Annotated in this window: 27 protein-coding genes and 1 pseudogene; 11 read left to right on the top strand and 17 right to left on the bottom strand. The window is 50.9% G+C overall.

Annotation, left to right across the window (positions count from 1 at the left end):
• Positions 1 to 17 precede the first annotated feature (17 nt).
• From ldtD to ACOTX3_RS01270, 3 genes are all read left to right on the top strand, one after another.
• Positions 18 to 1,841 carry a L,D-transpeptidase gene (gene ldtD, locus ACOTX3_RS01280; RefSeq protein ID WP_058679356.1) on the top strand — a complete coding sequence of 608 codons (1,824 nt, stop codon included), beginning with the start codon at positions 18 to 20 and terminating at the stop codon, positions 1,839 to 1,841.
• 174 nt (positions 1,842 to 2,015) lie between these two features.
• Positions 2,016 to 2,567 (top strand): YcbK family protein, encoded by a 552-nt coding sequence (locus tag ACOTX3_RS01275; RefSeq protein WP_013097290.1) that lies wholly within the window; start codon positions 2,016 to 2,018, stop codon positions 2,565 to 2,567.
• Positions 2,568 to 2,587: 20 nt separating this feature from the next.
• Positions 2,588 to 3,235 carry an MBL fold metallo-hydrolase gene (locus tag ACOTX3_RS01270; RefSeq protein ID WP_058679357.1) on the top strand — a complete coding sequence of 216 codons (648 nt, stop codon included), beginning with the start codon at positions 2,588 to 2,590 and terminating at the stop codon, positions 3,233 to 3,235.
• A 57-nt stretch (positions 3,236 to 3,292) separates the two neighbouring features.
• Here ACOTX3_RS01270 and ACOTX3_RS01265 read toward each other — a convergent pair whose 3' ends face one another.
• The 17 genes and pseudogenes from ACOTX3_RS01265 to ACOTX3_RS01185 form a co-directional block, all read right to left on the bottom strand.
• Entirely contained in the window at positions 3,293 to 4,483 is a 1,191-nt protein-coding gene (locus ACOTX3_RS01265; protein WP_029882979.1) for an amino acid aminotransferase, read from the bottom strand.
• A 184-nt stretch (positions 4,484 to 4,667) separates the two neighbouring features.
• Positions 4,668 to 5,756 (bottom strand): annotated as a pseudogene (locus tag ACOTX3_RS01260) (porin).
• A 604-nt stretch (positions 5,757 to 6,360) separates the two neighbouring features.
• Complete coding sequence (gene asnS / locus ACOTX3_RS01255) at positions 6,361 to 7,761, bottom strand: asparagine--tRNA ligase (protein ID WP_029882977.1); 1,401 nt, start codon at positions 7,759 to 7,761, stop codon at positions 6,361 to 6,363.
• Between the two features lie 165 nt (positions 7,762 to 7,926).
• Complete coding sequence (gene pncB, locus ACOTX3_RS01250; RefSeq protein ID WP_058679235.1) at positions 7,927 to 9,129, bottom strand: nicotinate phosphoribosyltransferase; 1,203 nt, start codon at positions 9,127 to 9,129, stop codon at positions 7,927 to 7,929.
• A gap of 184 nt (positions 9,130 to 9,313) precedes the next feature.
• Positions 9,314 to 10,606 (bottom strand): tyrosine-type recombinase/integrase, encoded by a 1,293-nt coding sequence (locus tag ACOTX3_RS01245; RefSeq protein ID WP_058679236.1) that lies wholly within the window; start codon positions 10,604 to 10,606, stop codon positions 9,314 to 9,316.
• Positions 10,607 to 10,650: 44 nt separating this feature from the next.
• Positions 10,651 to 10,908 carry an excisionase family protein gene (locus tag ACOTX3_RS01240; RefSeq protein WP_058657756.1) on the bottom strand — a complete coding sequence of 86 codons (258 nt, stop codon included), beginning with the start codon at positions 10,906 to 10,908 and terminating at the stop codon, positions 10,651 to 10,653.
• Positions 10,892 to 11,263, bottom strand: a complete 372-nt coding sequence (locus tag ACOTX3_RS01235) for a hypothetical protein (RefSeq protein WP_063926589.1) — start codon at positions 11,261 to 11,263, stop codon at positions 10,892 to 10,894. Before ACOTX3_RS01235 ends, ACOTX3_RS01240 begins: the two co-directional genes overlap by 17 nt.
• A 2-nt stretch (positions 11,264 to 11,265) precedes the next feature.
• Positions 11,266 to 12,015: an ORF6N domain-containing protein gene (locus ACOTX3_RS01230; RefSeq protein WP_058679238.1), complete on the bottom strand. Its 750-nt coding sequence runs from the start codon at positions 12,013 to 12,015 to the stop codon at positions 11,266 to 11,268.
• 45 nt (positions 12,016 to 12,060) lie between these two features.
• Positions 12,061 to 12,888 (bottom strand): SPFH domain-containing protein, encoded by an 828-nt coding sequence (locus ACOTX3_RS01225; RefSeq protein ID WP_042889584.1) that lies wholly within the window; start codon positions 12,886 to 12,888, stop codon positions 12,061 to 12,063.
• The gene (locus tag ACOTX3_RS01220; RefSeq protein WP_032635101.1) at positions 12,885 to 13,079 is read right to left on the bottom strand and encodes a hypothetical protein; all 195 of its coding nucleotides are present in this window, start codon (positions 13,077 to 13,079) and stop codon (positions 12,885 to 12,887) included. Before ACOTX3_RS01220 ends, ACOTX3_RS01225 begins: the two co-directional genes overlap by 4 nt.
• Positions 13,079 to 13,486: a hypothetical protein gene (locus tag ACOTX3_RS01215; RefSeq protein WP_032635102.1), complete on the bottom strand. Its 408-nt coding sequence runs from the start codon at positions 13,484 to 13,486 to the stop codon at positions 13,079 to 13,081. Before ACOTX3_RS01215 ends, ACOTX3_RS01220 begins: the two co-directional genes overlap by 1 nt.
• Entirely contained in the window at positions 13,483 to 13,704 is a 222-nt protein-coding gene (locus ACOTX3_RS01210; protein ID WP_072200442.1) for a hypothetical protein, read from the bottom strand. The genes ACOTX3_RS01215 and ACOTX3_RS01210 overlap by 4 nt, the downstream gene beginning before the upstream one ends.
• Positions 13,676 to 14,083 (bottom strand): hypothetical protein, encoded by a 408-nt coding sequence (locus tag ACOTX3_RS01205; RefSeq protein WP_058682872.1) that lies wholly within the window; start codon positions 14,081 to 14,083, stop codon positions 13,676 to 13,678. Before ACOTX3_RS01205 ends, ACOTX3_RS01210 begins: the two co-directional genes overlap by 29 nt.
• Entirely contained in the window at positions 14,076 to 14,297 is a 222-nt protein-coding gene (locus tag ACOTX3_RS01200; protein ID WP_127869021.1) for a hypothetical protein, read from the bottom strand. The genes ACOTX3_RS01205 and ACOTX3_RS01200 overlap by 8 nt, the downstream gene beginning before the upstream one ends.
• Positions 14,298 to 14,403: 106 nt before the next feature.
• Positions 14,404 to 14,790, bottom strand: coding sequence for a S24 family peptidase (locus ACOTX3_RS01195; protein WP_126510677.1), 387 nt, complete (start codon positions 14,788 to 14,790; stop codon positions 14,404 to 14,406).
• 81 nt (positions 14,791 to 14,871) lie between these two features.
• Complete coding sequence (locus tag ACOTX3_RS01190) at positions 14,872 to 15,165, bottom strand: hypothetical protein (protein ID WP_126510676.1); 294 nt, start codon at positions 15,163 to 15,165, stop codon at positions 14,872 to 14,874.
• 171 nt (positions 15,166 to 15,336) lie between these two features.
• Complete coding sequence (locus ACOTX3_RS01185; protein WP_126510675.1) at positions 15,337 to 16,029, bottom strand: XRE family transcriptional regulator; 693 nt, start codon at positions 16,027 to 16,029, stop codon at positions 15,337 to 15,339.
• A 126-nt stretch (positions 16,030 to 16,155) separates the two neighbouring features.
• Here ACOTX3_RS01185 and ACOTX3_RS01180 point away from each other — a divergent pair, with 126 nt between their 5' ends.
• The 8 genes from ACOTX3_RS01180 (at position 16,156) to ACOTX3_RS01145 (ending at position 21,986) form a co-directional block, all read left to right on the top strand.
• Positions 16,156 to 16,398, top strand: coding sequence for a transcriptional regulator (locus ACOTX3_RS01180; protein ID WP_248171351.1), 243 nt, complete (start codon positions 16,156 to 16,158; stop codon positions 16,396 to 16,398).
• Positions 16,399 to 16,476: 78 nt separating this feature from the next.
• Entirely contained in the window at positions 16,477 to 17,352 is an 876-nt protein-coding gene (locus ACOTX3_RS01175) for a helix-turn-helix domain-containing protein (protein ID WP_250116771.1), read from the top strand.
• A 15-nt stretch (positions 17,353 to 17,367) separates the two neighbouring features.
• Positions 17,368 to 18,249 carry an ATP-binding protein gene (locus tag ACOTX3_RS01170; protein WP_127868969.1) on the top strand — a complete coding sequence of 294 codons (882 nt, stop codon included), beginning with the start codon at positions 17,368 to 17,370 and terminating at the stop codon, positions 18,247 to 18,249.
• The gene (locus ACOTX3_RS01165) at positions 18,246 to 19,625 is read left to right on the top strand and encodes a replicative DNA helicase (protein ID WP_050861630.1); all 1,380 of its coding nucleotides are present in this window, start codon (positions 18,246 to 18,248) and stop codon (positions 19,623 to 19,625) included. Before ACOTX3_RS01170 ends, ACOTX3_RS01165 begins: the two co-directional genes overlap by 4 nt.
• A 27-nt stretch (positions 19,626 to 19,652) precedes the next feature.
• Positions 19,653 to 20,468 carry an antitermination protein gene (locus ACOTX3_RS01160; RefSeq protein ID WP_127868970.1) on the top strand — a complete coding sequence of 272 codons (816 nt, stop codon included), beginning with the start codon at positions 19,653 to 19,655 and terminating at the stop codon, positions 20,466 to 20,468.
• A 279-nt stretch (positions 20,469 to 20,747) separates the two neighbouring features.
• A complete protein-coding gene (locus tag ACOTX3_RS01155; RefSeq protein WP_023311421.1) occupies positions 20,748 to 21,089 on the top strand; it encodes a phage holin, lambda family in 342 nt (113 codons plus the stop codon).
• Positions 21,076 to 21,516, top strand: a complete 441-nt coding sequence (locus ACOTX3_RS01150; RefSeq protein WP_063930876.1) for a lysozyme — start codon at positions 21,076 to 21,078, stop codon at positions 21,514 to 21,516. Before ACOTX3_RS01155 ends, ACOTX3_RS01150 begins: the two co-directional genes overlap by 14 nt.
• Positions 21,513 to 21,986 carry a lysis protein gene (locus tag ACOTX3_RS01145; RefSeq protein WP_127868971.1) on the top strand — a complete coding sequence of 158 codons (474 nt, stop codon included), beginning with the start codon at positions 21,513 to 21,515 and terminating at the stop codon, positions 21,984 to 21,986. The genes ACOTX3_RS01150 and ACOTX3_RS01145 overlap by 4 nt, the downstream gene beginning before the upstream one ends.
• Positions 21,987 to 22,154 lie beyond the last annotated feature (168 nt).

The raw sequence follows: 22,154 nt of genomic DNA, 5'->3' as shown, positions 1-22,154 counted from the left end.
AAAACAGGGGGCAAGGGATGTTGCTAAAGAAAAATCGTGGTCATCAGCTGTCAGCGTTGAGTTTGTGTCTGGCGGTGATGTTTGCTCCACTGTTAAGCGCTCAGGCCGATGAGCCTGAAGTTGTACCGTCAGACAGTTCCGCGACGATGGGTGCGCAGCCGACGTCGCTGTCACAACCGCTGGATCAATCTCCGGCGACGGCCATTTTAGCGGGTACCAGACCGCTACCCGAAGGTATCGACACCGGCGCGCTCCGCCAGCAGCTTCTTACCGGGCTTCCTGCAGGATACACGCCTGCTTACATTAACCAGCTTACGCTGCTTTATGCCGCGCGTGATATGAAGCCGATGTGGGAAAACCGGGACGCCGTGCGCGCTTTTCAGCAGCAGCTGGCGGAAGTCGCCATTGCAGGTTTTCAGCCGCAATTCACCACCTGGGTTGAGCTCCTTACCGATCCAGCCGTTACCGGTCAGGCGCGTGATGTGGTGCTGTCTGATGCCATGATGGGCTACCTCCAGTTCGTGGCGGGCATTCCGGTCAATGGCAACCGCTGGTTATACAGTCAAAAACCGTACAAGCTGGCGACGCCGGCGCTGTCGGTCATTAACCAGTGGCAACTGGCGCTGGATAACGGTGACCTGCCGCGCTTTATCGCAAGCCTGGCACCGGCCCATCCGCAGTATGCCACCATGCATCAGTCGCTGCTTGAGCTGGTTGCGGATTCCCGCCCGTGGCCTCAGGTGCGTGGCACAACCACGCTTCGTCCGGGACAGTGGAGCAGCGATGTCCCGGCGATCCGCGAAATTATGAAACGCTCCGGCATTCTCGAAAGCGGTCCTAAGATTGCGCTGCCTGGCGACGATACGCAAAGCGCGGTCGTCAGCCCGTCGGCCCCGGTAAAAGAGAAACAGGCCGTTGCGCAGAGCAACAAACCCGCCGCCTACGATCGCGAACTGGTCGCGGCGGTTAAGCAGTTCCAGGCCGCGCAGGGGCTGGGCGCAGACGGGGTGATCGGTCCATCAACCCGCGACTGGCTGAACGTCTCGCCTGCCCAGCGTGCTGGGGTGCTGGCGCTGAATATCCAGCGTTTACGTCTTCTGCCGGGAACACTGTCGACCGGGATTATGGTGAATATTCCAGCGTATTCGCTGGTTTATTATCAGAACGGTAGCGAAGTGCTGGCGTCGCGCGTGATTGTCGGACGTCCTGACCGTAAAACGCCGATGATGAGCAGCGCCCTGAATAACGTGGTGGTAAACCCGCCGTGGAACGTGCCACCGACGCTGGCGCGCAAGGATATTCTGCCTAAGGTCTGGAACGATCCTGGCTATCTGGAGCGTCATAACTATACGGTGATCCGCGGCTGGAACAGCAAAGAGACGATCGATCCGTGGATGGTTGACTGGTCAACAATTACGCCGTCGAACCTGCCATTCCGTTTCCAGCAGGCACCGGGTGCGCATAACTCGCTGGGGCGCTATAAATTCAACATGCCAAGTTCGGACGCTATCTATCTGCATGATACGCCGAACCATAACCTGTTCCAGAAAGATGCCCGTGCGCTCAGCTCAGGCTGCGTTCGTGTGAATAAGGCATCGGAACTGGCGAATATGCTGTTGCAGGATGCGGGCTGGAACGACACGCGGATTTCCGATGCCCTCAAGCAGGGGGACACCCGTTACGTTAACATTCGACACAATATACCGGTCAATCTTTACTATCTGACGGCGTTTGTTGGCGAAGATGGACGTACCCAGTATCGTACAGATATTTACAATTATGATCTCACGGCGCGATCCGGCGCACAAATTTTGCCAAAAGCTGAACAATTAATCAGGTAAATGAAGCAGTTCGGGAAAATAGGTTGTCGTAAGTTAGGGCAAATACGTGGCGATATGGCTGGAAGCCGCGTGTTTGCTGGGGTTGGGTGCCTTGACGTCGTCGGCTTTGCCAGTTAAGGTGCCCTTCGTGCGCTAAGCATATTACGATTTCTTTGACCTGTAGACCTGATTATCATGGACAAATTTGACGCTAATCGCCGCAAACTGCTGGCGTTAGGTGGCGTTGCGCTCGGCGCAGCGGCCATCCTGCCGACGCCAGCATTTGCCACCCTCTCGACACCTCGTCCGCGTATTTTAACGCTCAACAATCTGCATACTGGTGAGTCGCTAAAAGCGGAATTCTTCGATGGCAGAGGCTATATTCAGGATGAATTAGCAAGACTTAACCATTTTTTCCGTGATTTCCGCGCGAATAAAGTAAAAGCCATCGACCCAGGATTATTTGACCAGTTGTTCCGCCTTCAGGGCCTGCTGGGTACCAGCAAGCCGGTGCAACTCATTTCCGGTTATCGTTCCATTGATACCAATAATGAATTGCGCGCCCGCAGCCGTGGGGTAGCGAAAAAAAGCTATCACACCAGGGGACAGGCAATGGATTTCCATATTGAAGGCGTTTCGTTAGCCAATATTCGCAAAGCTGCGTTATCTATGCGCGCAGGTGGTGTAGGATATTACCCAAGTAGTAACTTTGTGCATATTGATACCGGTCCAGTTCGGCACTGGTAATAACGAAACACAGGAGCAGTATGAACTATCGTATTATTCCGGTTACGGCGTTCTCCCAGAATTGTTCATTGATCTGGTGTGAGCAAACCAAACTGGCCGCGCTTGTCGATCCCGGCGGTGACGCTGAGAAGATCAAACAGGAAGTTGCAGAAAGCGGTGTGACGCTGATGCAGATTTTACTGACGCATGGTCACCTTGACCATGTCGGCGCAGCGGCGGAGCTGGCACAGCACTATGGAGTGCCGGTGATCGGTCCGGAAAAAGAAGATGAGTTCTGGCTGCAGGGATTGCCAGCCCAAAGCCGCATGTTTGGCCTCGATGAGTGTCAGCCATTGACGCCCGATCGCTGGTTAAACGAAGGAAAGCGTGTGAACGTAGGGAATGTGACTTTACAGGTGTTGCATTGTCCTGGGCATACGCCAGGCCATATTGTCTTCTTTGATGACCAGTCCCGTCTGCTGATTTCCGGCGATGTGATCTTCAAAGGTGGCGTAGGACGCAGCGATTTCCCGCGTGGCGACCACGGACAGCTGATCCAGTCGATTAAACAGAAGTTATTGCCACTGGGTGATGACGTGACGTTTATCCCTGGACATGGCCCGATGTCGACGCTGGGCTACGAGCGGGTGCATAACCCCTTCCTTCAGGATGAAATGCCTGTCTGGTAAATCCGGATAATAAAAAAAGCCTGCATAGTGCAGGCTTTTTTGTGGGCGCTAATTACATTACAGTACGGCGACAATCGCTTCACACAGTGGCGCCATGTTGTCAGGGGTCATACCTGCAACGTTCACGCGGCCAGAGGCCACGGCGTACACGCCAAACTCTTCACGCAGACGCAGAACCTGTTCTTTGGTCAGGCCACTGAAAGAGAACATACCGTTCTGCTTAGTAATAAAGCTGAAATCACGGTCTGCACCTTTCTCTGCCAGGGTGTTCACAAACAGCAGGCGCATGCGCTGAATACGCTGACGCATATCGTTGAGCTCTTGTTCCCAAATCGCGCGGAGCGCATCGTTGCTCAGGATGGTGGCAACGACAGAGGCACCGTGTGCTGGTGGGTTAGAGTAGTTAGCGCGGATAACTGATTTCATCTGGCTGAACGCACGATCGGCAGTCTCTTCGTTTGCTGCGACCAGCGTGCAGGCACCAACACGCTCATTGTACAGGCCAAAGTTCTTGGAGTAGGAGCTAGCAACGATCAGCTCCTGATGGACGGCTGCGAAAGCGCGCAGACCTTCAGCATCTTCTTCCAGACCACGGGCGAAGCCCTGGTAAGCAAAGTCAAACAGCGGCAGCCAGCCTTTTTCGACAGACAGTTTCGCCAGTTGTTCCCACTGTTCAAGCGTCGGATCAATGCCGGTTGGGTTGTGGCAGCAGCCGTGGAACAGGACCACGTCGCCCGCCTGGGCTTCACTCAGGCTCGCCAGCAGACCGTCGAAGTCCAGAGCGTGGTTTGCGGCGTCGTAGTAGGCATATTCGCGCACTTCCAGACCCGCAGAGTTAAAGACGCTCTTATGGTTCGGCCAACTTGGGTTGCTTACCCATACGCGCTTAACAGCGGTATTTTTTGCAAGGAAATCCGCCGCCACGCGCAGTGCGCCGGTACCGCCAGGCGTTTGTGCTGTGCGCGCGCGTTTGTCGCTCACAATTGTACTACCTTTACCGAACAGCAGCTCCTGCGTGCAACGACCAAACTCAGGGATACCATCAATACCGAGGTAGTTCTTGGTGGTTTCATTTTCCAGCAGATACTGCTCAGCTTTTTTTACGCTGGTCAGTACCGGGGTTTTGCCGGTTTCATCTTTATATACACCAATACCCAGGTTGATTTTGCCAGGGCGGTCGTCGGCACGAAACAGATCGGCCAGGCCCAGAATAGGGTCGGCAGGAGCGGCGGTAATGTTCTCAAACATGACGAAGTTCCATTGTGATTACAGAAGTGAAATCCGCTATCAGGTTAACGGTAGATTTACAAAATGCCAACCGTTTGCGACGAAAAGCGTGCGGCTTTTCAAAAGTCGCCATTATTTTCTGTCAGGCATAAAAAAACAGGGCCGAAGCCCTGTTCATTAAGCATATAACAAAGTGGTGTACTGATTAGAACTGGTAAGTTACAGCCATTGCAACCTGGTCGTCTTTACCGTTCACGATACCCACGCTACGAGAGTAGTCGGTGTCGTCGATCAGGTTCAGCTGGTAGTCAACATAGATGTTGAAGTTTTTGTTGAAGTAGTAAGTCGCACCGAGTTCAACAAATTTCTGCAGGTCAGCATCGCCGCCCGCGAAGGTGCCGCGCTGAGCCAGGTTTTTACCTTTAGACTGAACGTAGGACACGGATGGACGCAGACCGAAGTCGAACTGGTACTGAGCGATAACTTCGAAGTTCTGAGTTTTGTTTGCGAATGAACCGTCTTCTTCACGGGTCATGTTGCGGGTTTCAGCGTAGGTGGTTGCCAGGTAGATGTTGTTCGCGTCGTACTTAGCACCAACAGCCCATGCTTCCGCTTTCTCGCCTTTACCGTCAGCGGTCTGCAGGTTAGTACGGTCAGAGTTGCTGTATGCGCCGATCAGGCCGAAACCTTCGCCGAATTCATAACCAACAGAGGTACCAAAACCGTCACCATTAGCGGTTCTAACGTCGGTACGATCGTTTTTACCCTGATACTGCAGGCCCAGGCTCAGACCATCAACCAGACCGAAGAAGTCAGAGTTACGATAGGTCAGAACGCCAGTGGTACGGCCGGTCATGAAGTTATCAGAGTAGTTAGCCCAGGTCATACCTGAGTAGGATGGCGCCATATCGGTGTAAGATTCTACATCGTAAACGATACCTTAGTTACGGCCGTAGTCGATGGAACCTGCATCACCAGCTTTCAGGCCAGCGAACGCCAGACGGGTACGCTGAGTCTGGCTGCTTTCTGGCTGGCTTGCCAGAGCACGGTATTCCCACTGGCCGTAACCGGTCAGTTGGTCATTGATTTGGGTTTCGCCTTTGAAACCGATCTGAGCATAGGTCGCATCGCTGCTGTCTGTGTTGTCACCGGAGGTCACGAAATCGTGCTCACCAACCACTTTCCCGTACAGATCCAGTTTGTTGCCGTTTTTGTTATAGATTTCTGCAGCGTTAGCTGCACCGGCTACCAGCAGGGCAGGGACTACCACTGCCAGAATATTGCGCTTCATCATTATTTATTACCCTCATTGGTTTTTTTATGACACTCGCCACTGCCGCCAATAAATTCCGTCAATAAATATTTCCGGAACTATTGATGAGAGTTTGGTGTCTTTATGTATCTGTCAGGCATCTTTCCATTCATAGAACCGTTTCGCTAGCCTGAAAGTGCTACAGTTTTCAAGATTGAGTAACAAAAAGAAATTATATGTAACTAAATGTGTATTTTTCGGAACTTTGTGAACCACCTCAAATTTCAGAAAGACCTGGCGAATTAAACGGCAAGTAGATTCCTATATATATGAATTACTTATAATTAATTTAGATAAAGGCAATTCGTATATGCGCACCTTCAACGACTCATTTTTTCTTATGACCCAAAAAGGACTTCTGGATGGCTGTGATTTTGGTTGAAATTTGTGCTATTGATTGAGGATTAAATAATCGCAATAAGAATAGGGTTTTTTTTTGTTCGTAGATATTTCGTGGAAACAAAACGTAACAACTAGTGGTTGTGACGGGGTTAAAGTTGAAAGGTGCTTACTTTACGCTGACGAAAATTGACAGAGCAGAATAAAATAATGGCCAGCAAATGCTGGCCATTATGATTTTGGTTACTTAGAAGCTGGCATTACGCGGCGTACGTGGGAACGGAATAACGTCACGTACGTTCTGAACACCTGTGACGTAGGCGATCAGACGTTCGAAGCCCAGACCAAAGCCTGAGTGTGGCACAGTACCGTAACGGCGCAGATCGCGATACCAGCTGTAATCCGCCGGATTGAGCCCCATCTCTTGCATGCGCGCATCCAGCACATCCAGACGCTCTTCACGCTGGGAACCACCGATAATTTCACCAATGCCCGGCGCCAGTACGTCCATTGCGGCAACGGTTTTACCGTCTTCGTTAAGGCGCATATAGAACGCCTTAATGTCTTTCGGGTAGTTTTTCACAACAACCGGTGCTTTAAAGTGCTTCTCAGCCAGGTAACGCTCATGCTCGGAAGAGAGATCCACGCCCCAGTAAACCGGGTTCTCAAATTTCTCACCGCATTTCTCGAGAATAGCGACCGCATCGGTGTAATCCACCTGGGCAAAGTCGGAGGAAACAAAGCGCTCCAGACGTGCAATCGCTTCGTTATCGACACGCTCAGCGAAGAATTTCATGTCATCAGCACGTTCTTCCAGTACCGCTTTGAAGACGTACTTGAGCATGGCTTCCGCCAGGCCAGCGACATCGTTCAGATCTGCGAAAGCCACTTCAGGCTCCAGCATCCAGAATTCTGCCAGGTGACGGCTGGTGTTGGAGTTTTCCGCGCGGAAGGTTGGGCCGAAGGTATAGATTTTAGACAGCGCACAGGCGTAGGTTTCGCCGTTGAGCTGGCCGGATACCGTCAGGAAGGCTTCTTTACCAAAGAAGTCTTTGTCAAAGTCCACTTTACCTTCTGGCGTGCGCGGCAGGTTTTCCAGATCCAGCGTAGAAACGCGGAACATCTCGCCAGCGCCTTCGGTATCAGAGGCGGTGATCAGCGGGGTAGATACCCAGAAATAACCCTGCTCATCGAAGAAGCGATGCAGTGCCTGCGCCAGCGTGTGGCGGACACGGGCCACCGCACCAATCAGGTTGGTGCGTGGACGCAGGTGAGCCACTTCACGCAGATATTCGATGCTGTGACGTTTTGCGGCCATCGGGTAGGTATCAGGATCTTCAACCCAGCCAGTTACTTCAACGGCAGTGGCCTGAATTTCGAAACTCTGACCCTGACCCGGTGATGCGACAACCACGCCGGTAACAATTACGGAACAACCGGTTGTCAGGTGCAGAACGTCATCATTGTAATTGGGCAGAGAATTATTAATGACGGCCTGTACAGGATCAAAGCAGGAACCGTCATAGACGGCAAGGAAGGAGATGCCAGCTTTAGAATCTCGGCGGGTACGCACCCATCCGCGCACGGTGACTTCTAGGTCTTCGGCGACACGGCCCTGGAGTACGTCGGCTACAGGCACAACGCTCATAATATTCTCTCTGTTAATAGTCGGAAAAAATAAACACTTGTCCACCCAAATGGGGGGATATCTATGTTACCTGCCATCCGCTATCAGACAAGTAAATTTCGCAGTCAAAAGAGAAGAATTAAGAAATAAATAAGAAGTAGGGAGCCATTTGGCTCCCTTAAGCGCTTAACTGGCTTTTTTGACCTGAGGGAGATCGAAAGCTTTGCGTAACGCGCGGACAAACGCTTTATCATGACAGATGGTTTTACCCGGGCTATCGGAGAGCTTGGCTACCGGCTTGCCGTTACATTCCACCAGTTTTATCACGATATTCAGCGGTTTTACCTGAGGGATGTCGCAGGTTAAACGGGTGCCAATCCCGAAGCTCAGGTTCACTCGGGTACTGAAATGGCGATAGAGTTCAACCGCTTTCGCGAGATCGAGGTTGTCGGAGAAGACCAGCACCTTGCTCATCGGGTCGATGCCGAGTTTTTCGTAATGCGCTATCGCCTTCTCACCCCATTCAACCGGATCCCCGGAGTCATGACGTAACCCCTGGTAACGCTCAGCGAACTCAGGGCCGAAATCACGCAGGAACGCATCCATGGTGATGCAGTCGGTCAGGGCGATGCCGAGTTGATTCGGATACTCGTCAAGCCACGCGGCCAGTGCGGCGCGTTGGCTGTTGGCCAGATCTGGACTGATCTGCTGATGCGCCTGGAACCATTCATGCGCCTGGGTACCCATGGGTGTCAGGTTCAGACGACGTGCCAGATCGTAATTACTGGTGCCCACGAACCACGACTCTTGCTGCAGACGCTGAACAATGGCCTGCTGAACGTCGCGGGAGAAACGGCGACGCGTGCCAAAGTCCATCAGACGGAAGCGGGACATATCCAGCCCATCCGTCAGGGTGGCAAACCCTGAGAGTTTGTTTTCCAGCGCGGCCAGTGCCTGAGTCACCCCTGTTTCCGGCGAACGGTAGCGGTGAGCCAGCTCGCTGATCACAGCCAGCAGCGGAACTTCCCACATGATCACTTCACGCCATGGGCCTTCAAGGCGAATATCCAGCTTGCCGTTATCATTCGTGACGGTGACCTGCTCTGGCTTATAACGGAAGTCGCGCAGCCAGTTCAGATAGTCCGCTTTAAAGAAAGGCAGGCCGGAAAGCCACTGGTATTCGTCGTCCTGCAACGTCAGATGCTGCATAGCATCGACCTGTTCACGAATGGAATCTGCGTAGATACCGAGCAAGTCGTCGCCACGGCAGCGGAATTCCGCCGCAACATCAACATCATAGTAATGGTGGAAAACGGCTTGCTGCATGTGCAGTTTATACGCGTCGGTATCCAGCAACGTATGCAGAACAGGAGAAGCGAATCGAGTCATAGGTGCGCAGTAGCATCCTCTCACAGGAGCGTTTAGTACAATAAACAACTCCGGAGTATACCTTGTTTAGTGATTTATTGAACCCCGATCACAACATAAGCGCTCTTTATGGTCGAGGGCATTTTGTGCCCCGTGTTATACAAATGTAGCTATATGACTGCTAACCACTTGAATTTACAGATTACTACTGTGCTACTACCATGCTTTGGGGCAGTGATGGGGCAAAGCGTGAAAGCGCCTGGTTGAGCAGGGAAACCTGTTCGGTACTCTTCTCTGACATCCACTTTCCATACACCTTGTAAACCATCTGTGCATCGGTATGTCCCATCTGAGTTGCTATAAAGTTTGGGTTTGCCCCAGCTGATAATGACCAGCACGCATAAGTATGTCGTGATTGGTAGGCGTTGCGGTACCGTATTCCGGCGCGCTTGATTATCGGGGCCCAAATTTTATTAATCGAATTAACCGCGTAGTGATATCCTCTACGAGGCCCATGCTTGACGCATTGAGGACTGAAAACGAAAGTGCAGGGGTGTATGACTGACTGGCCATATTCCCGCAATTTCACTTCAATCTCATACTGCCGGCCAAGGCGCGTCAGCTGGGCCTGATTCCTCAGGGCATCAATAGCTGGTTGAATGAGATAAATCACCCTGTCAGTGCCTGCGTCGGTTTTTGGCAGGGTGAACTCATTCGTCTGGGTAAGGTTGCGTTTCACTGTGATGGTTCCGGCATGCAGATCGATATCTTCCCACGCCAGACCGCACAACTCCCCATGCCTCATTCCAGTATAGACTGCCAGCGACCAGAGATTTCTCATCTGCTGGTGGCCGCAAGCCTGGATAAACCGGATAAACTCTTCTGTCGTGAGTGGATCTGGTTCACCTTTCGCTTTTTTGAGGCGGTTAATTCCGCTAAACGGGTTTTCCTTTGCGTAACCGTTATCCGCTCCGAACTGGAAGATCTCGGCCATCAGCATCATGTAATTATTCACGGTCGAAGACTTCCTGCCTTTAACCTGTGTCCGGTGATCCTTCTTCATTACATGAAAACCCGTCAGCAACTCCTTTCTCACGTACAGCAAATCCTCAGTGGTCACCGCAGAAACCATTTTGTTTTCGCCGATGCGCGGAAGCATGTTTTTTATGATGGATTCGTACCGACTCATAGTGTTAGAGCTGATTTCCATCCTCTTCAGCTCAGACCACTTTTCGGTAAGCTCCAGCACAGTAATTTCCTTTCTATCCTGACCGAACCGGGCAAGGTTCGGTGAGTTTGGGAATTTTTCCGCATAGTTAAAATTCCCCATCCTTATCGCAAAACAAACTGAAGAACGAAGCTCGCCGGCTATCTTGCGATTTTTGGCAGTATCAGGGACACCGAGGTTTTCCCTGACTCGCTTGCCTTTATATACAAACCAGATGCGAAGTGAACCGCCGTGGTTTTCGACGCCTGTCGGGTATGATGCATTAGCCATTAATCCCTCCTGACGTCCAGGAGCGTTGACGAGTGTACTGCTTTTCATGCTGTCTTCGCACCTGGTTGATTTTTTTTCTGAGCCTCGATCCACTGATCAACGGCTTTTCTGTTGTACATGCATTCGCTCGAAGGCTTTGGATTGCCATCGGGTGAGATGTGCAGGTACTCGCGGCCAAGCATCCAGGATTCTTTTCTGGCTCGGGTGATGGTTCCGGGCTTAAGCCCGGTAACCGCAATCAGAACCTTTTCGCTAACCCAGTCATTCGGCACCAGAAGAATAATTTCAGCACTGGTTTGCATGGTTCTCCTCCACTTTTTCTTTAGCCAGGCGAACGCACCGCGCGAAAGAAGAGGGCGTTACAATTTCGCGAAGAGCCTGAACCAGAAAATCATTGTGCTGCTGGTGCAGCTGCAGGTTGCGTTCCTTCTCCTCATGGCGCAGGACAGCCAGACGAGCTGTGATGATGCGGCGCTTACCTTTGATCACCCGTAGCGCGTTTTCTGCCTTTTTCCGCCATGCGCTCCAGTCACTGCAGCTGTTCGATCTCGCCAGCTGCTCTTCAATGCTGAGCTGCGCTTCTTCTGCGTTAACGAGCTGCTGCAGGCATTCGCTGATTGTGTTCAGATTGTCTGTCTCGACGTAGAATTTGTGCATTATTAACCCTCCCACCCAATCGCCTGGAACAGACCCATTTTAGGGTGATACCAGCGGGTGCCGCGCGGTTCAGCCTCTGACATCATCTGGCGAAACGCGGTCATGAATGGCTCCAGTTCGACGATAGCCCTACGTGACAAAAGCCCGTCTGGAGTCATAAATTCGTGCGTGTCTGTCGGGATGCGGTAGGCATTGACCAAATTCCGGCACTTCGCGTCACTCATTCCGCTTTTGGCTACCACCTGGCGGTAACCGACATATCCGGCGCGCATGGTGCCGCGCTTGATGTTCTCCACCGCTTCGGTGACCGTTTCGATCTGCTCTTCAACATGATTCAGGCGTTTTTGCTGGCGAACGGCATCGGCGGCCATAGCGGCGATCATTTCGATTTCAGTCAATGGTTGTGGTTGCTGATGACGGAAATAACCACTTACCAACTCGCGTTGTACTTTCCAGGCCAGATCATCATTAAATGGTTTCGTCAGCATCAGGTACCCTGATTCGAAGAGGACAATTCCTGATGGCGCAAATTTCGAAAAAACTCCAACGGGAAGGTCCGTACGTATAGTGTCTGCACCTAATTCTTCATAATCCTCACCGCGAACAAAGCGGTCTTTATTGCGATTAAATGCTGCACGGGCGGTGCCTTCTGGTCGCTGGTGGACTTCATCAATCATCGCCAGCGTCACAACGCGCTGACCGCGATATTCGACTGCCGGCAGCCGTTTGTTATTGATCGTTACTGTGTTCATGCTCGATATCCTTCTGAGTGCCCGGCTTTACGCCGGGCTGGTGAATCACTTAACCTGGATAAATGGAGTATTGGCGCCGCTGGTCATGTACTGGGGCAGAGTGCCGTTCCATTTGTTGATGGCCTCCAGTTGAAGCACTTCAGGGTTTTCGCGCATGGCCTGCCCACGAATCTGGATAGACTTCGCTTCCGCTTCCGCCAACTTCAACTTTGCGTCTGCCTGGCCATCCGCTTCAGCGCGCAGCATGTTTGCTTCGGCTTCACGCTGTTTCACCTCCTGCTCGCGCTGCAGGGTCTTCTGGTTGGCGGTGACTTTGGCGTTAATGCTGTCGATAACTGTCGGCGGGTACTCAGGACGGCCGACGTAAGAAAGGCTGATAACCTGGATTCCTACCGGCCCCATGTCGGACTGGATCTCTTTCAGAGCGTTTTCAAGCAGCTCAGCTTTCCCGCCGTCAATGAACTTATCGGTACTCATGCGGCTTGCGAGACGATTAAGGGCATCGGCAATCTTCTGGCGCAGATCGGTATCGGTGATGTCGTCCACACCTTTGCGATAGGTCTGGAAGACCGTCGTCACTTTGGTTGGATCAACTTTATAGGCGACACCAATGTGATAGCCGATCGTAGTGCCGTCACTCATCTGGAAATTGAATGCGTCGTCGTAGGTTTTCATCTGTTTGAAGGTTGGGAAGATGTAGACCTCTGTGTTCCAGCCGGTCCAATAGCGGCCTACTCCAACCACTTCTCCGACACCTTTGTCGTCTCCCAGCTTATTCACCTTGATACCCACGTTGCCGGGCTCGACACGATCGCAACCTACAAGACCGATGGCAGAGAGCGCGATAATTGAAGCCATAATTGCTTTTTTCATTTCTTTTCCTTAGTTACGGTTACAACAAGACCCTTACAAATGGCGTAGATGCACGGCGGGGTCATGATCGCCAGGGCAAAACCGGATAACACTGCTGTGGTGTCCTTCATCGAAATGAGGATCGGAACGAAAAGGCCATAAACGCTGGCGACAATTACCAGCGAGAGAACAACGCGTAAGTAAGCAATCATCAGCGCAGCCCCTCTGGTTTACAGGCCTGCAGTTCTGCCTGCTCTCTCACGAATCGGTCATGCATGGCGTCCCACTTTCCGAGCCACTTACGTGCTTCGCGCTTACGCTCCAGAATTCGGCGAATGCGCCGCATGCATCGGTTATGTGCAAAGAGATATTGCTGTGTGTGCTGGCCCATGCGGTTGACGAGCACACCATTGCTGAAAACAGGTTCGTCTGGTTCGTTGGTGTTCAAACCGGCACGATGAAAAGTTTTGGTTACCATGTAGTGAGCAAGGTTACTGATCGCTGCGCTCCTGCTGAGGAAACGGCGCGAGTAGCCGTGTCGAGATACGACGTAAACGGGCTGCAGCTCCTTGGCAAAGGCGCTGTCAATTGAGGTGGTGCTGATGCGTTTATCGTTCATTTCCGGTCCTTAACTTTGCTGTATCGTTCGTGACTCATGACTTCCCAGTTCTTGCCGCCATCGCGGGACAGCAGCCGCCATCGGTGATTAACCTTGAGGCTCAAATTACCGGAGCCGTGCATACGGCAGGGGTGAATGCGCCTTGTTCTGAACTGGCTTAAAACGTGTGCTGCTTTGAGGTGAACCCACTCAGGAATTCGTATCGCTGTAAGTGCCATCAGATCCCCCCATTTCATGACCCTCCGTTTTCGGAGCCTCCACTTTTTGTTTTTTGACGAACTCGACCAGCTCAGAAATGAGCTCGTCGATTAACTCCTTTCCGCTATCCGTAAGGAATTCACCGCTGCCATTTACATCAACAGCGCCGCTGTAAATTCCCCTGATGGCTTTTACACCATCGACATTTCCGTACTCACTGAACGCAAGCCTTTCGAATTTTCGTAATAATCCATCAAGTAAAATCTCTGTTAATTCGACCGTGTTAATGCCGCCTTTATTGAGCTTAATAACAAGGCAGTTACTGCCCGTTTTTCGCTGGTGGCGTAATAAAGCTGCCTTTAAAATTCGGCGTCGATATGTCTCGATTAATTTATCCATTGCGCTTTTCCTCCTCCAAACCCATAACTATTTCCTCTTCTTTTTCGGTCCAGTCATGAATTTCGCCAGCAATGTCATAAACAAGAGAGCAAATAGTTTTAAGTTGGAAATGGTCCAGTTTGTCGTGATATTCAAATAATGTTTGCGTCAAGCCTGACAACTTCTCCGCTTTGATATTCACTTCCTGAATATCCTGTCTTTTTAAAACACCCATAATTAACGACCATATGCTTTTTTAAGATAAAGACGAGCGATTACCTCGTAACCGCAGGCCGCATAAAGGCATGCTGTTCTATATGCCGATTTATCAATGATGAAAGTCATACGAAGCGCCTCACAGCTAAAGAAGCTACTACCCGACCGTGAATTTTGATTTCTTTCTGTTCATCAGTGTTAAGGGTGAAAGTTTCGTAATGATGGTTATCAGAGATGATTTTTAATGAGCCATCAGATAATGGCTCTACTCTCTTAATAAAAAGGCAAGGACGACCAAATACATCCATCGTATAAACATAAATGCCCGGGGTAAGCGCACGGCCACCGCAATCAACGAAAGCCACAACCTCGCATGGTTCGATGGTCGGCTGCATTGAATCACCTTCCATCCGGCAGCTTTGTACGCGGTTGCCAAAGTCATTAATGTTGTCAGAACCGAACAGCATTTGAGGCGTTTTAAATGGCTGATTAATTGCGACGGAATTTTGCATTTTCATTTCCTCAGGGTGAGTTTTTCCCCACCCTAAAAGGTGTTAATTGTGATTAATTTAGTTAGTTAGTTAATTCGTTAGTTAGCTAACAGAAAACATTTTTTTAATATCAGGATGGTCATCTATGATTTTTTTTGCATCATCACATGCCTCTTCATATGACTTGAAAAAATCAACCAGAACAAAATAATTATCTACACGTTCGTAGATAGCGAATTCCAAACCATCAATAAAAGTGGTATTAAATTCATAATCAAAATCATTCTGATGAGGCTGTGCAGCTCGCAAATAACTCCAGTGTGAATTTGCTGCTTTAAGCTTGGCGTGGATATCAAATGCCTGGCTCGCTGGGTTTGGTTGGGAGGTTGTATTCATCTCATTGGCTCCGTTGTTTGCCGATGAAATGAGAATACTTAAGTATTAATTGAAGGTCAATGGTATTAATACAAAAAGAATAATAGTTTTCTTATGTATTTGTTATTGAAGATTATTTTAGTAATAAAAAAGCCGACACTATGGTCGGCTTGGTGCTTTTTTGGTAGCAGATCAGAAGATTGTTGATACCCAAAACAGCCTTCCTAAAACCTCAAGACTATCCATGTCTACTTCTTCGTCAGGGTATTCATCAGAGTTGTAGCTTCTGATTGTTACCTTATCTGGCCCAGATCTGTAGAGGATTTTTAACCTTTTCCATCCACCTTGGTTGATGCCGTAAATTTTACCATCCACGATACGCTTGTCATGGCAGTTTATGGCAACAGTTGAGCCATCAGCGATCACTGGCTCCATGCTATTTCCGTGTGCAGCAAAGCATAGAACGCCATCACCATCACTATTAGCTCCCACCTTTCGCAATGTTGCTTTGGAAAATCTAAGTTTCTTTCCATTGTAATCATCATTAAGGGCGCTGCCATCTCCACATGCGAACTCGATATCCTTCAAGTAAGGCACCTCTACCTCATCATCCTCAAGCGGCGTTTGCTTATCCCATGGGTTGATGCCAAACATCCTTTGCTCTGGAGTTTTTGCTGGTCCCATACTGCCTTCACCAGTGCTTAACCAAATTGGATCTACATCCAAGGCTTTTGCTATATCCACGATTTTCCCGCTGGACTGGGCTTTTCCAGAGGTTAGCTTTTGTATGGCCCCCTGGCTGACCCCAACCCTTTGCGCTAATTGACTTTGAGTTGCTCCGGCATGAATCATCGCCAGCCTTAGTCTTTCTGCAAGTGTGTTCATCTAAGTATCTCCGATTTCTGTGCATATTTAATACCACAGGATTAACCATGGCAAGCGGATAATACTTGATTAATTATTCCTTTGGTATTATTTTATATCTTTAATATTAATACTAAGGGCTTTGTTATGACTGATGAGGTTTTTGAATCCCCAATGGCGAAAGCCGTGTACGTTGCTGGTGGGCAAAGTTCGCTTGCTAAAAAGGTTGGCGTTACGCAAGGAGCGGTCTGGAAGTGGGTCAGGGGGATCAAGAAAGTTTCTCCGGTCCATGCAGTGGCAGTCTCAAACGCAGTTAATGGAGTTGTTAAGCCTCATGAACTGCGTCCTGATTTGCCGACTCTTTTCCCGCACCCGGACAATGGGGTGTGACATGTCACGGCATTATTGCGTCAGCGAACCTTTACTGGTGGCTGAATTCAGTAACGAAAATGAGTTGGCGGGTGTCGCATGAGCATGGAACTGATGGTTAAAGCAATGAAGGTCAAGGTGGGAAATCCACTGCGTAAGCTCGTGCTACTGAAGCTTGCAGATAACGCTAGTGACCATGGCGAGTGCTGGCCGAGCTATCAACACATCGCTGATCAGTGCGAAATCAGTAAGCGATCTGTGATGATTCACATTGATGCTTTATGTGAATGCGGCCTGGTAAAAAAAGAACTTCGCCCAGGTCCAAAAGGTAACTCAAGTAATGTATATCGCCTTGATTTCAGTAGTGCAGGAGATTCACTAGGGGGTAGTGCAAATCGTTCACTACCTGGTGCAGGAGATTCACCCCATAGTGCAGGAGATTCACTAGGGGGTAGTGCAAATCGTTCACTACCTGGTGCAGGAGATTCACCCCATAGTGCAGGAGATTCACTAGGGGGTAGTGCAGGAGCTGCACCCAGAATCAGTCACTCATTTGAACCAGTCAATGAATCAGTCATAGAACCTAAATATAACGGTTCATCTGATAACCATTCTGAAAATCGCTCTTCCAAAGAGAACTATTCCAACGAGTTCGAGCAGGCATGGCAGGCATACCCTAAACGTGCAGGCGGTAATTCTAAAGCTGCTGCCTGGAAAGCCTGGAAAGCTCGAATCAAAGACGGTGTTAACACTGAGGCAATGCTGGCTGGTGTAAACCGTTATGCAGGTTATGTCCGTGCTACAGGTAGCGCCGGAACGCAGTACGTGAAACAGGCGGCGACGTTCTTTGGTCCCGATCGGCATTTCGAAGAGTCATGGCAGGCGCCATCTGGTTCGGTAAGCGGTAGACCTGGTGGACTGCCGGTTTCGGGGTTTAGTGAACAAGACTATGGCCAATCAGACTGCAACTGGTAAGCAGGAGAAATCAAAATGCTGAGTATCAAACAACGCGAAGAAAGGGAAGCTCTGGTGGCAAAGCGCGAAGGGCTTCGTGAAGAGCTGGCGTTTGCTGTGGAACACAAAAAACCGTGGCAGTGGGGAAGCTGGGAGTCAGGGAACGTCCACGCCGCCGCCTGTGAAAAACATGGTGATTATCAGCGTATTTCCCTCACTGGAAAAGCCTATCGAGGCGTTGAAAATGTTAAGCACTCCCAATGCCCGGAGTGTGTGAAAGCGGAACTCGCTGGCATTGAATCCAGTCTGCGTACATTGCGAGTAGCCGACCTGATAGACAATGCCGGGATTGCACGACGGTTCGAAGCATGTGAATTCGATAACTACCAGGCCATTAATCAGGATGCCGCCAAAAATCTCGCGGCTTGTCAGCGTTATGCCAGCAGCTGGCCTGAGCGACTTAATGCCGGTACCGGGCTTGTTATGACCGGCAATTGCGGCACCGGCAAAAACCACCTGGCAGTGGCTATGGTAAAGAGCATCATCCGCGATCACCTTGCGAATGTGGAAATCACCGATGTCATGCGCCTCACCCGAGCGGTAAAAAGCACATGGCGCCACAATGCCGAAATGAACGAGGAAGACGTCATTGAACGCTTTGCTTCACTGGATCTTCTCATTATCGACGAAGTTGGTGTTCAGTTCGGCAGTCCGACTGAAATGACCATCCTTCAGGAAATTATCAATGCCAGGTACGAAAGCATTTTGCCAACAATCCTGATCAGCAATCTTACATTCGACCAGTTGAAAGAAACGATTGGCGAGAGAATTGTGGATCGGGTTACCGATGGTGGCCGCAACCGTCTGGCATTTGGCTGGGGAAGTTTCCGTGCCATCGCGTCAGGAGTTGTAGCATGACTCCTGTCTGGAAAAATGAAGATCTGGAAGGTGCGGTGATCGGCGCAATTTTTCTGCGTGGAGCCGACCCTGAGGTACTGGATATTCTTTCCAGGGTGCCAGCCACAGCTTTCTCGGTACCGCAGTATCGGGAAATATATACTGGGATCTGCCGTCAGGCGCGTGGAGCTGGCGTTATTGACCCTGTACTGCTCTGCGAAAACATGCCAAAGCACAGCGCAATCATTATGGACTCGAGCCGTATCGCATGGGCCAAGTCGGCGCTTGTGTCCTACGTTGCCACGCTGGAGCGTAATGCAGCTGTTCGTGATGCCGAAGCTGTGATTGAAAGGGCGCTGGCTGATCTCCGGAGTGCTCACAATGGTGATGCGGCTTTATCGGCATTCAGGGCTGCACAGAACAGCATTGCCGCAATTTCTCTCGAAGAAAAGACCGTTCAGCCAGTTCATATCGACGACATTCTTCCTGCTGTAGTGGATCGGGTAGATGCACGCAACCGCGGCCTCGAAGAAGCCAGAAGCCTCATGACGGGCATTGAAGAGCTTGATGCAAAGACTGGAGGCATTGAACCAACAGACCTGGTGTTTATCGCTGCGCGGCCGTCGATGGGTAAAACTGAATTGGCGCTGGATATCATCGACAAAGTTTCTGAGCAGGGCCGCGGTGTGCTGTTCTTCAGCATGGAAATGCCAAATATCCAGATCGGTGAGCGAATGGTATCTGCTGCGGGTGGTATGTCTGTTTCACGCCTGAAAAAGGCTGCTGATTTTGAGGATGAGGACTGGGCCAGGCTGACAAACGGTGTAGAACGGCTGACTGGTCGTAGCATCTGGATGGTTGATTCCACCGATCTGACAGTAGATCAGATTCAACAGATAGCTACCCGCCTGCAACTGGCGCATCCGGAAATAGCGCTGGTGGTGGTGGATTATCTGGCACTCATCAAAATCGAAAGCACTGCACGATATGACCTTGCCGTCGGCGAGGTGTCAAAAGGACTAAAACGTCTGGCTAAATCTAATAAAACGCCGGTGCTTGCCCTGAGCCAGCTTTCTCGTGGCGTTGAGTCGCGGCCCAATAAGCGACCGATGAACTCAGACCTCAAAAACTCGGGTGAGATCGAGGCAGATGCTGATCTGATCATGATGCTTTACCGCGACGAAGTTTATAACCCTGAGTCTCCAGCGAAAGGGATCGCGGAAATTAACGTGACCAAACAGCGAAACGGTGAACTAGGCACGATTTACCGTCGATTCTATAACGGGCACTTCCTGCCAATTGACCAGGAGTTAGCAAAGCAGCGTTCGGCGCCACAGCAGAAAACTCAAACCAGACGATACGCAAAAGATAGGCAATCCAGCAATGCAGACTATTAAAACCATTAAAACAGCGGGGGCAAGCGCATGAAACTGGAAGCGTCACTCAAACATTTTAGTCCTCAGGGAATGCACATCAGCGATGACGTGAAGGGAACTTCTCCGGACCGCCTTACAGGAACAGATGTAATGGCGGCGATTGGCACCACCAGCAGCCGTGCGCGCTTCGGCCTGGCGGCGTTCTTCGGTAAAGCGGGAATCAGCAAAACGGATGAACAGCTCGCAGTTCAGGCGCTGGCGCGATATGCGATGGATGTCGCACCGAAGAATGTTCGCAAAGCAGCTGGTGGCCAGTTCGGATGGTGTATGCAGATGTTGGCACAATTTGCCTTTGCTGATTACTCACGTTCAGCGGCTACCAGCGTGACGTGTCACAGTTGCAGCGGTACCGGACGAACAACCAGCGAGCAGATTACCCGCAAGGTTTCGTACCCATGGGGTAAAGCTCCATACTGGGCCTGCCGCTCTCGTGCTGTTCGACCGTCTGACTGGGAGCAGTGGACGGAGGTAACAGAGGTTGTACCGGCGGTCTGTGATGCTTGCGATGGCATGGGAACGATCAGCGCCCGTTGTCGTTGCGGCGGTAAAGGCGAGGTTCTAGACCGCAAAGCGACTAAAGACCGCGGCGCGCCGGTTTTCAAAACGTGTGAACGTTGCTCTGGTAATGGCTTCTCTGCTATCTCCTCGGCGACGGTACACCGTGCCATTCTGAAGCGTCTCCCGGACCTCCATCAGTCCTCATGGTCACGCAACTGGAAACCCTTTTATGAAATGCTGGTGGATACGCTGCGCCAGGGGGAGCGTCACGCGGCAGTAGAATTTGAGAAGGCAACAACTTATTAATATGATCGGAGCAAATAGCGACGCTTTTTGCACGTTAGTGTTGACTTTGCATAAAACTGTCCTGTATGCTTCTAATCGTGGAAGATACCGTCCAAACGAAATAAATCATTGAAACCCTGCCTCGGCGGGGTTTTTGTTTTTCTAAGGCTGCCAATGGGTAGCCTTTTCTTATTTTCAGGCCCAGGAACCATCATCGACACGCCTACTTGTTAAATCGTCCCGAGGGCCTGACCCCTTTCAAACACACAGCCCCCGCTTTTAAGCCGGAGGTTAGAGACTATGAAAATGCATAACGATCCCCACTCCTGGACGGAGTTTATCGAACTACTCCACAGCTGGTGGCGTGGCGAAACGCCGATGGGTGCCGTCTTGCTATCGGTTGCCATGGCCGCATTACGAATCGCTTACGGCGGTGGCGGCTGGAAGAAAATGCTCCTTGAAGGGGCAATCTGTGGAGCCCTGACCCTTACAGCTGTGTCAGCTCTTGATTACTTCAACCTTCCGCAGTCCCTGTCGATTGCTATCGGTGGCGCGCTCGGGTTTGTTGGCGTAGAGCAGGTTAAAGTTATGGCTTCCCGGGTGTTTAATTCTCGCTTTGGAGGCGGAGATGCAAACCAGTGATAAAGGCATTTCCCTGATCAAACAGTTCGAAGGTTGCAAGCTCACCGCCTACCAGGACAGCGTCGGCGTCTGGACGATCGGCTATGGATGGACTCAGCCTGTCGACGGAAAACCAATCCGCGCCGGGATGACCATTAAGCAGGAAACTGCAGAACGCCTGCTGAAGACCGGACTGGTCAGCTATGAAAGCGACGTGTCTCGCCTGGTTAAAGTCGGCCTGACTCAGGGGCAATTTGATGCCCTGGTGTCGTTCACGTATAACCTCGGCGCCCGGTCACTGTCGACATCGACCCTTCTGCGAAAACTCAACGCCGGTGATTACGCTGGTGCAGCCGATGAGTTCCTGCGCTGGAATAAAGCTGGTGGCAAAGTCCTGAACGGGCTGACCCGTCGGCGTGAGGCGGAGCGCGCTCTGTTCCTGTCGTGATTAGCGCACTGGTTAAGCGTTACTGGCTGCAACTGATTGTGGTGGCTGTAATAGGCGTGCTGGCTTTCTTCGTGAATCACTACCGAGACAACGCCATCACCTACAAAGACCAGCGCGACAAAGCCACCAAAAGTCTCCGCCTGGCTAACGACACCATCAAAGACATGCAGGCCCGCCAGAGAGATGTGGCTGCACTGGATGCCAAATACACGAAGGAATTGTCCGATGCGAAAAAAACCATTAACGATTTGCGTCGGGATGTCGATTCTGGCGTTAAACGGCTGCGCATCGCCGCAACCTGCCCTGGAGTGTCAAAAGCCACCTCCGCCACCGGCGTGGATGATGCAGGAACCCCCGAACTTACTCCAGACGCTCGACGGAATTATTTCGATCACCGGGACGGAATCGCAACCGCTGACAAGATGATTCGCGGCATGCAGGACTACATCAAAGAGCAGTGTCTTAAATGATTCGTTACCCAAATAACAGAGCCTGACTTCGGTCGGGCTTTTTTATGCACGAAGCAAAACCACTGCGCATTCTCCGCGCACAAAGACCAAGAGCTTTTCGGGATATGAGACAGAGACAGGACGGTGGCTTACATCGTGCCGCTCTTGGGCTGTCCATGTCTGCGAGAA

Origin of the sequence: Enterobacter cloacae complex sp. IR5384 (assembly GCF_049237265.1) — a bacterium.
In the GTDB taxonomy this organism is placed as follows: domain Bacteria; phylum Pseudomonadota; class Gammaproteobacteria; order Enterobacterales; family Enterobacteriaceae; genus Enterobacter; species Enterobacter cloacae.
Note: the sequence above shows the minus strand (reverse complement) of the source record. Positions and strands in the feature narration are given on the sequence as shown.

What these genes read in the sequence shown, in the direction of transcription:
- ACOTX3_RS01270 (WP_058679357.1), top strand. Translation starts at nt 2,588, where the DNA reads ATGAACTATCGTATTATTCCGGTTACGGCGTTCTCCCAGAATTGTTCA.
- ACOTX3_RS01185 (WP_126510675.1), bottom strand. Translation starts at nt 16,029, where the DNA reads ATGAACACACTTGCAGAAAGACTAAGGCTGGCGATGATTCATGCCGGA.
- ACOTX3_RS01195 (WP_126510677.1), bottom strand. Translation starts at nt 14,790, where the DNA reads ATGCAAAATTCCGTCGCAATTAATCAGCCATTTAAAACGCCTCAAATG.
- ACOTX3_RS01170 (WP_127868969.1), top strand. Translation starts at nt 17,368, where the DNA reads ATGCTGAGTATCAAACAACGCGAAGAAAGGGAAGCTCTGGTGGCAAAG.
- ACOTX3_RS01220 (WP_032635101.1), bottom strand. Translation starts at nt 13,079, where the DNA reads ATGATTGCTTACTTACGCGTTGTTCTCTCGCTGGTAATTGTCGCCAGC.
- ACOTX3_RS01150 (WP_063930876.1), top strand. Translation starts at nt 21,076, where the DNA reads ATGCAAACCAGTGATAAAGGCATTTCCCTGATCAAACAGTTCGAAGGT.
- ACOTX3_RS01175 (WP_250116771.1), top strand. Translation starts at nt 16,477, where the DNA reads ATGAGCATGGAACTGATGGTTAAAGCAATGAAGGTCAAGGTGGGAAAT.
- ACOTX3_RS01245 (WP_058679236.1), bottom strand. Translation starts at nt 10,606, where the DNA reads ATGGCTAATGCATCATACCCGACAGGCGTCGAAAACCACGGCGGTTCA.
- ACOTX3_RS01165 (WP_050861630.1), top strand. Translation starts at nt 18,246, where the DNA reads ATGACTCCTGTCTGGAAAAATGAAGATCTGGAAGGTGCGGTGATCGGC.
- ACOTX3_RS01155 (WP_023311421.1), top strand. Translation starts at nt 20,748, where the DNA reads ATGAAAATGCATAACGATCCCCACTCCTGGACGGAGTTTATCGAACTA.
- pncB (WP_058679235.1), bottom strand. Translation starts at nt 9,129, where the DNA reads ATGACTCGATTCGCTTCTCCTGTTCTGCATACGTTGCTGGATACCGAC.
- ACOTX3_RS01235 (WP_063926589.1), bottom strand. Translation starts at nt 11,263, where the DNA reads ATGCACAAATTCTACGTCGAGACAGACAATCTGAACACAATCAGCGAA.
- ACOTX3_RS01180 (WP_248171351.1), top strand. Translation starts at nt 16,156, where the DNA reads ATGACTGATGAGGTTTTTGAATCCCCAATGGCGAAAGCCGTGTACGTT.
- ACOTX3_RS01225 (WP_042889584.1), bottom strand. Translation starts at nt 12,888, where the DNA reads ATGAAAAAAGCAATTATGGCTTCAATTATCGCGCTCTCTGCCATCGGT.
- ACOTX3_RS01240 (WP_058657756.1), bottom strand. Translation starts at nt 10,908, where the DNA reads ATGCAAACCAGTGCTGAAATTATTCTTCTGGTGCCGAATGACTGGGTT.
- ACOTX3_RS01265 (WP_029882979.1), bottom strand. Translation starts at nt 4,483, where the DNA reads ATGTTTGAGAACATTACCGCCGCTCCTGCCGACCCTATTCTGGGCCTG.
- ldtD (WP_058679356.1), top strand. Translation starts at nt 18, where the DNA reads ATGTTGCTAAAGAAAAATCGTGGTCATCAGCTGTCAGCGTTGAGTTTG.
- ACOTX3_RS01210 (WP_072200442.1), bottom strand. Translation starts at nt 13,704, where the DNA reads ATGGCACTTACAGCGATACGAATTCCTGAGTGGGTTCACCTCAAAGCA.
- ACOTX3_RS01215 (WP_032635102.1), bottom strand. Translation starts at nt 13,486, where the DNA reads ATGAACGATAAACGCATCAGCACCACCTCAATTGACAGCGCCTTTGCC.
- ACOTX3_RS01190 (WP_126510676.1), bottom strand. Translation starts at nt 15,165, where the DNA reads ATGAATACAACCTCCCAACCAAACCCAGCGAGCCAGGCATTTGATATC.
- ACOTX3_RS01275 (WP_013097290.1), top strand. Translation starts at nt 2,016, where the DNA reads ATGGACAAATTTGACGCTAATCGCCGCAAACTGCTGGCGTTAGGTGGC.
- ACOTX3_RS01160 (WP_127868970.1), top strand. Translation starts at nt 19,653, where the DNA reads ATGAAACTGGAAGCGTCACTCAAACATTTTAGTCCTCAGGGAATGCAC.
- asnS (WP_029882977.1), bottom strand. Translation starts at nt 7,761, where the DNA reads ATGAGCGTTGTGCCTGTAGCCGACGTACTCCAGGGCCGTGTCGCCGAA.
- ACOTX3_RS01230 (WP_058679238.1), bottom strand. Translation starts at nt 12,015, where the DNA reads ATGAACACAGTAACGATCAATAACAAACGGCTGCCGGCAGTCGAATAT.
- ACOTX3_RS01200 (WP_127869021.1), bottom strand. Translation starts at nt 14,297, where the DNA reads ATGGGTGTTTTAAAAAGACAGGATATTCAGGAAGTGAATATCAAAGCG.
- ACOTX3_RS01205 (WP_058682872.1), bottom strand. Translation starts at nt 14,083, where the DNA reads ATGGATAAATTAATCGAGACATATCGACGCCGAATTTTAAAGGCAGCT.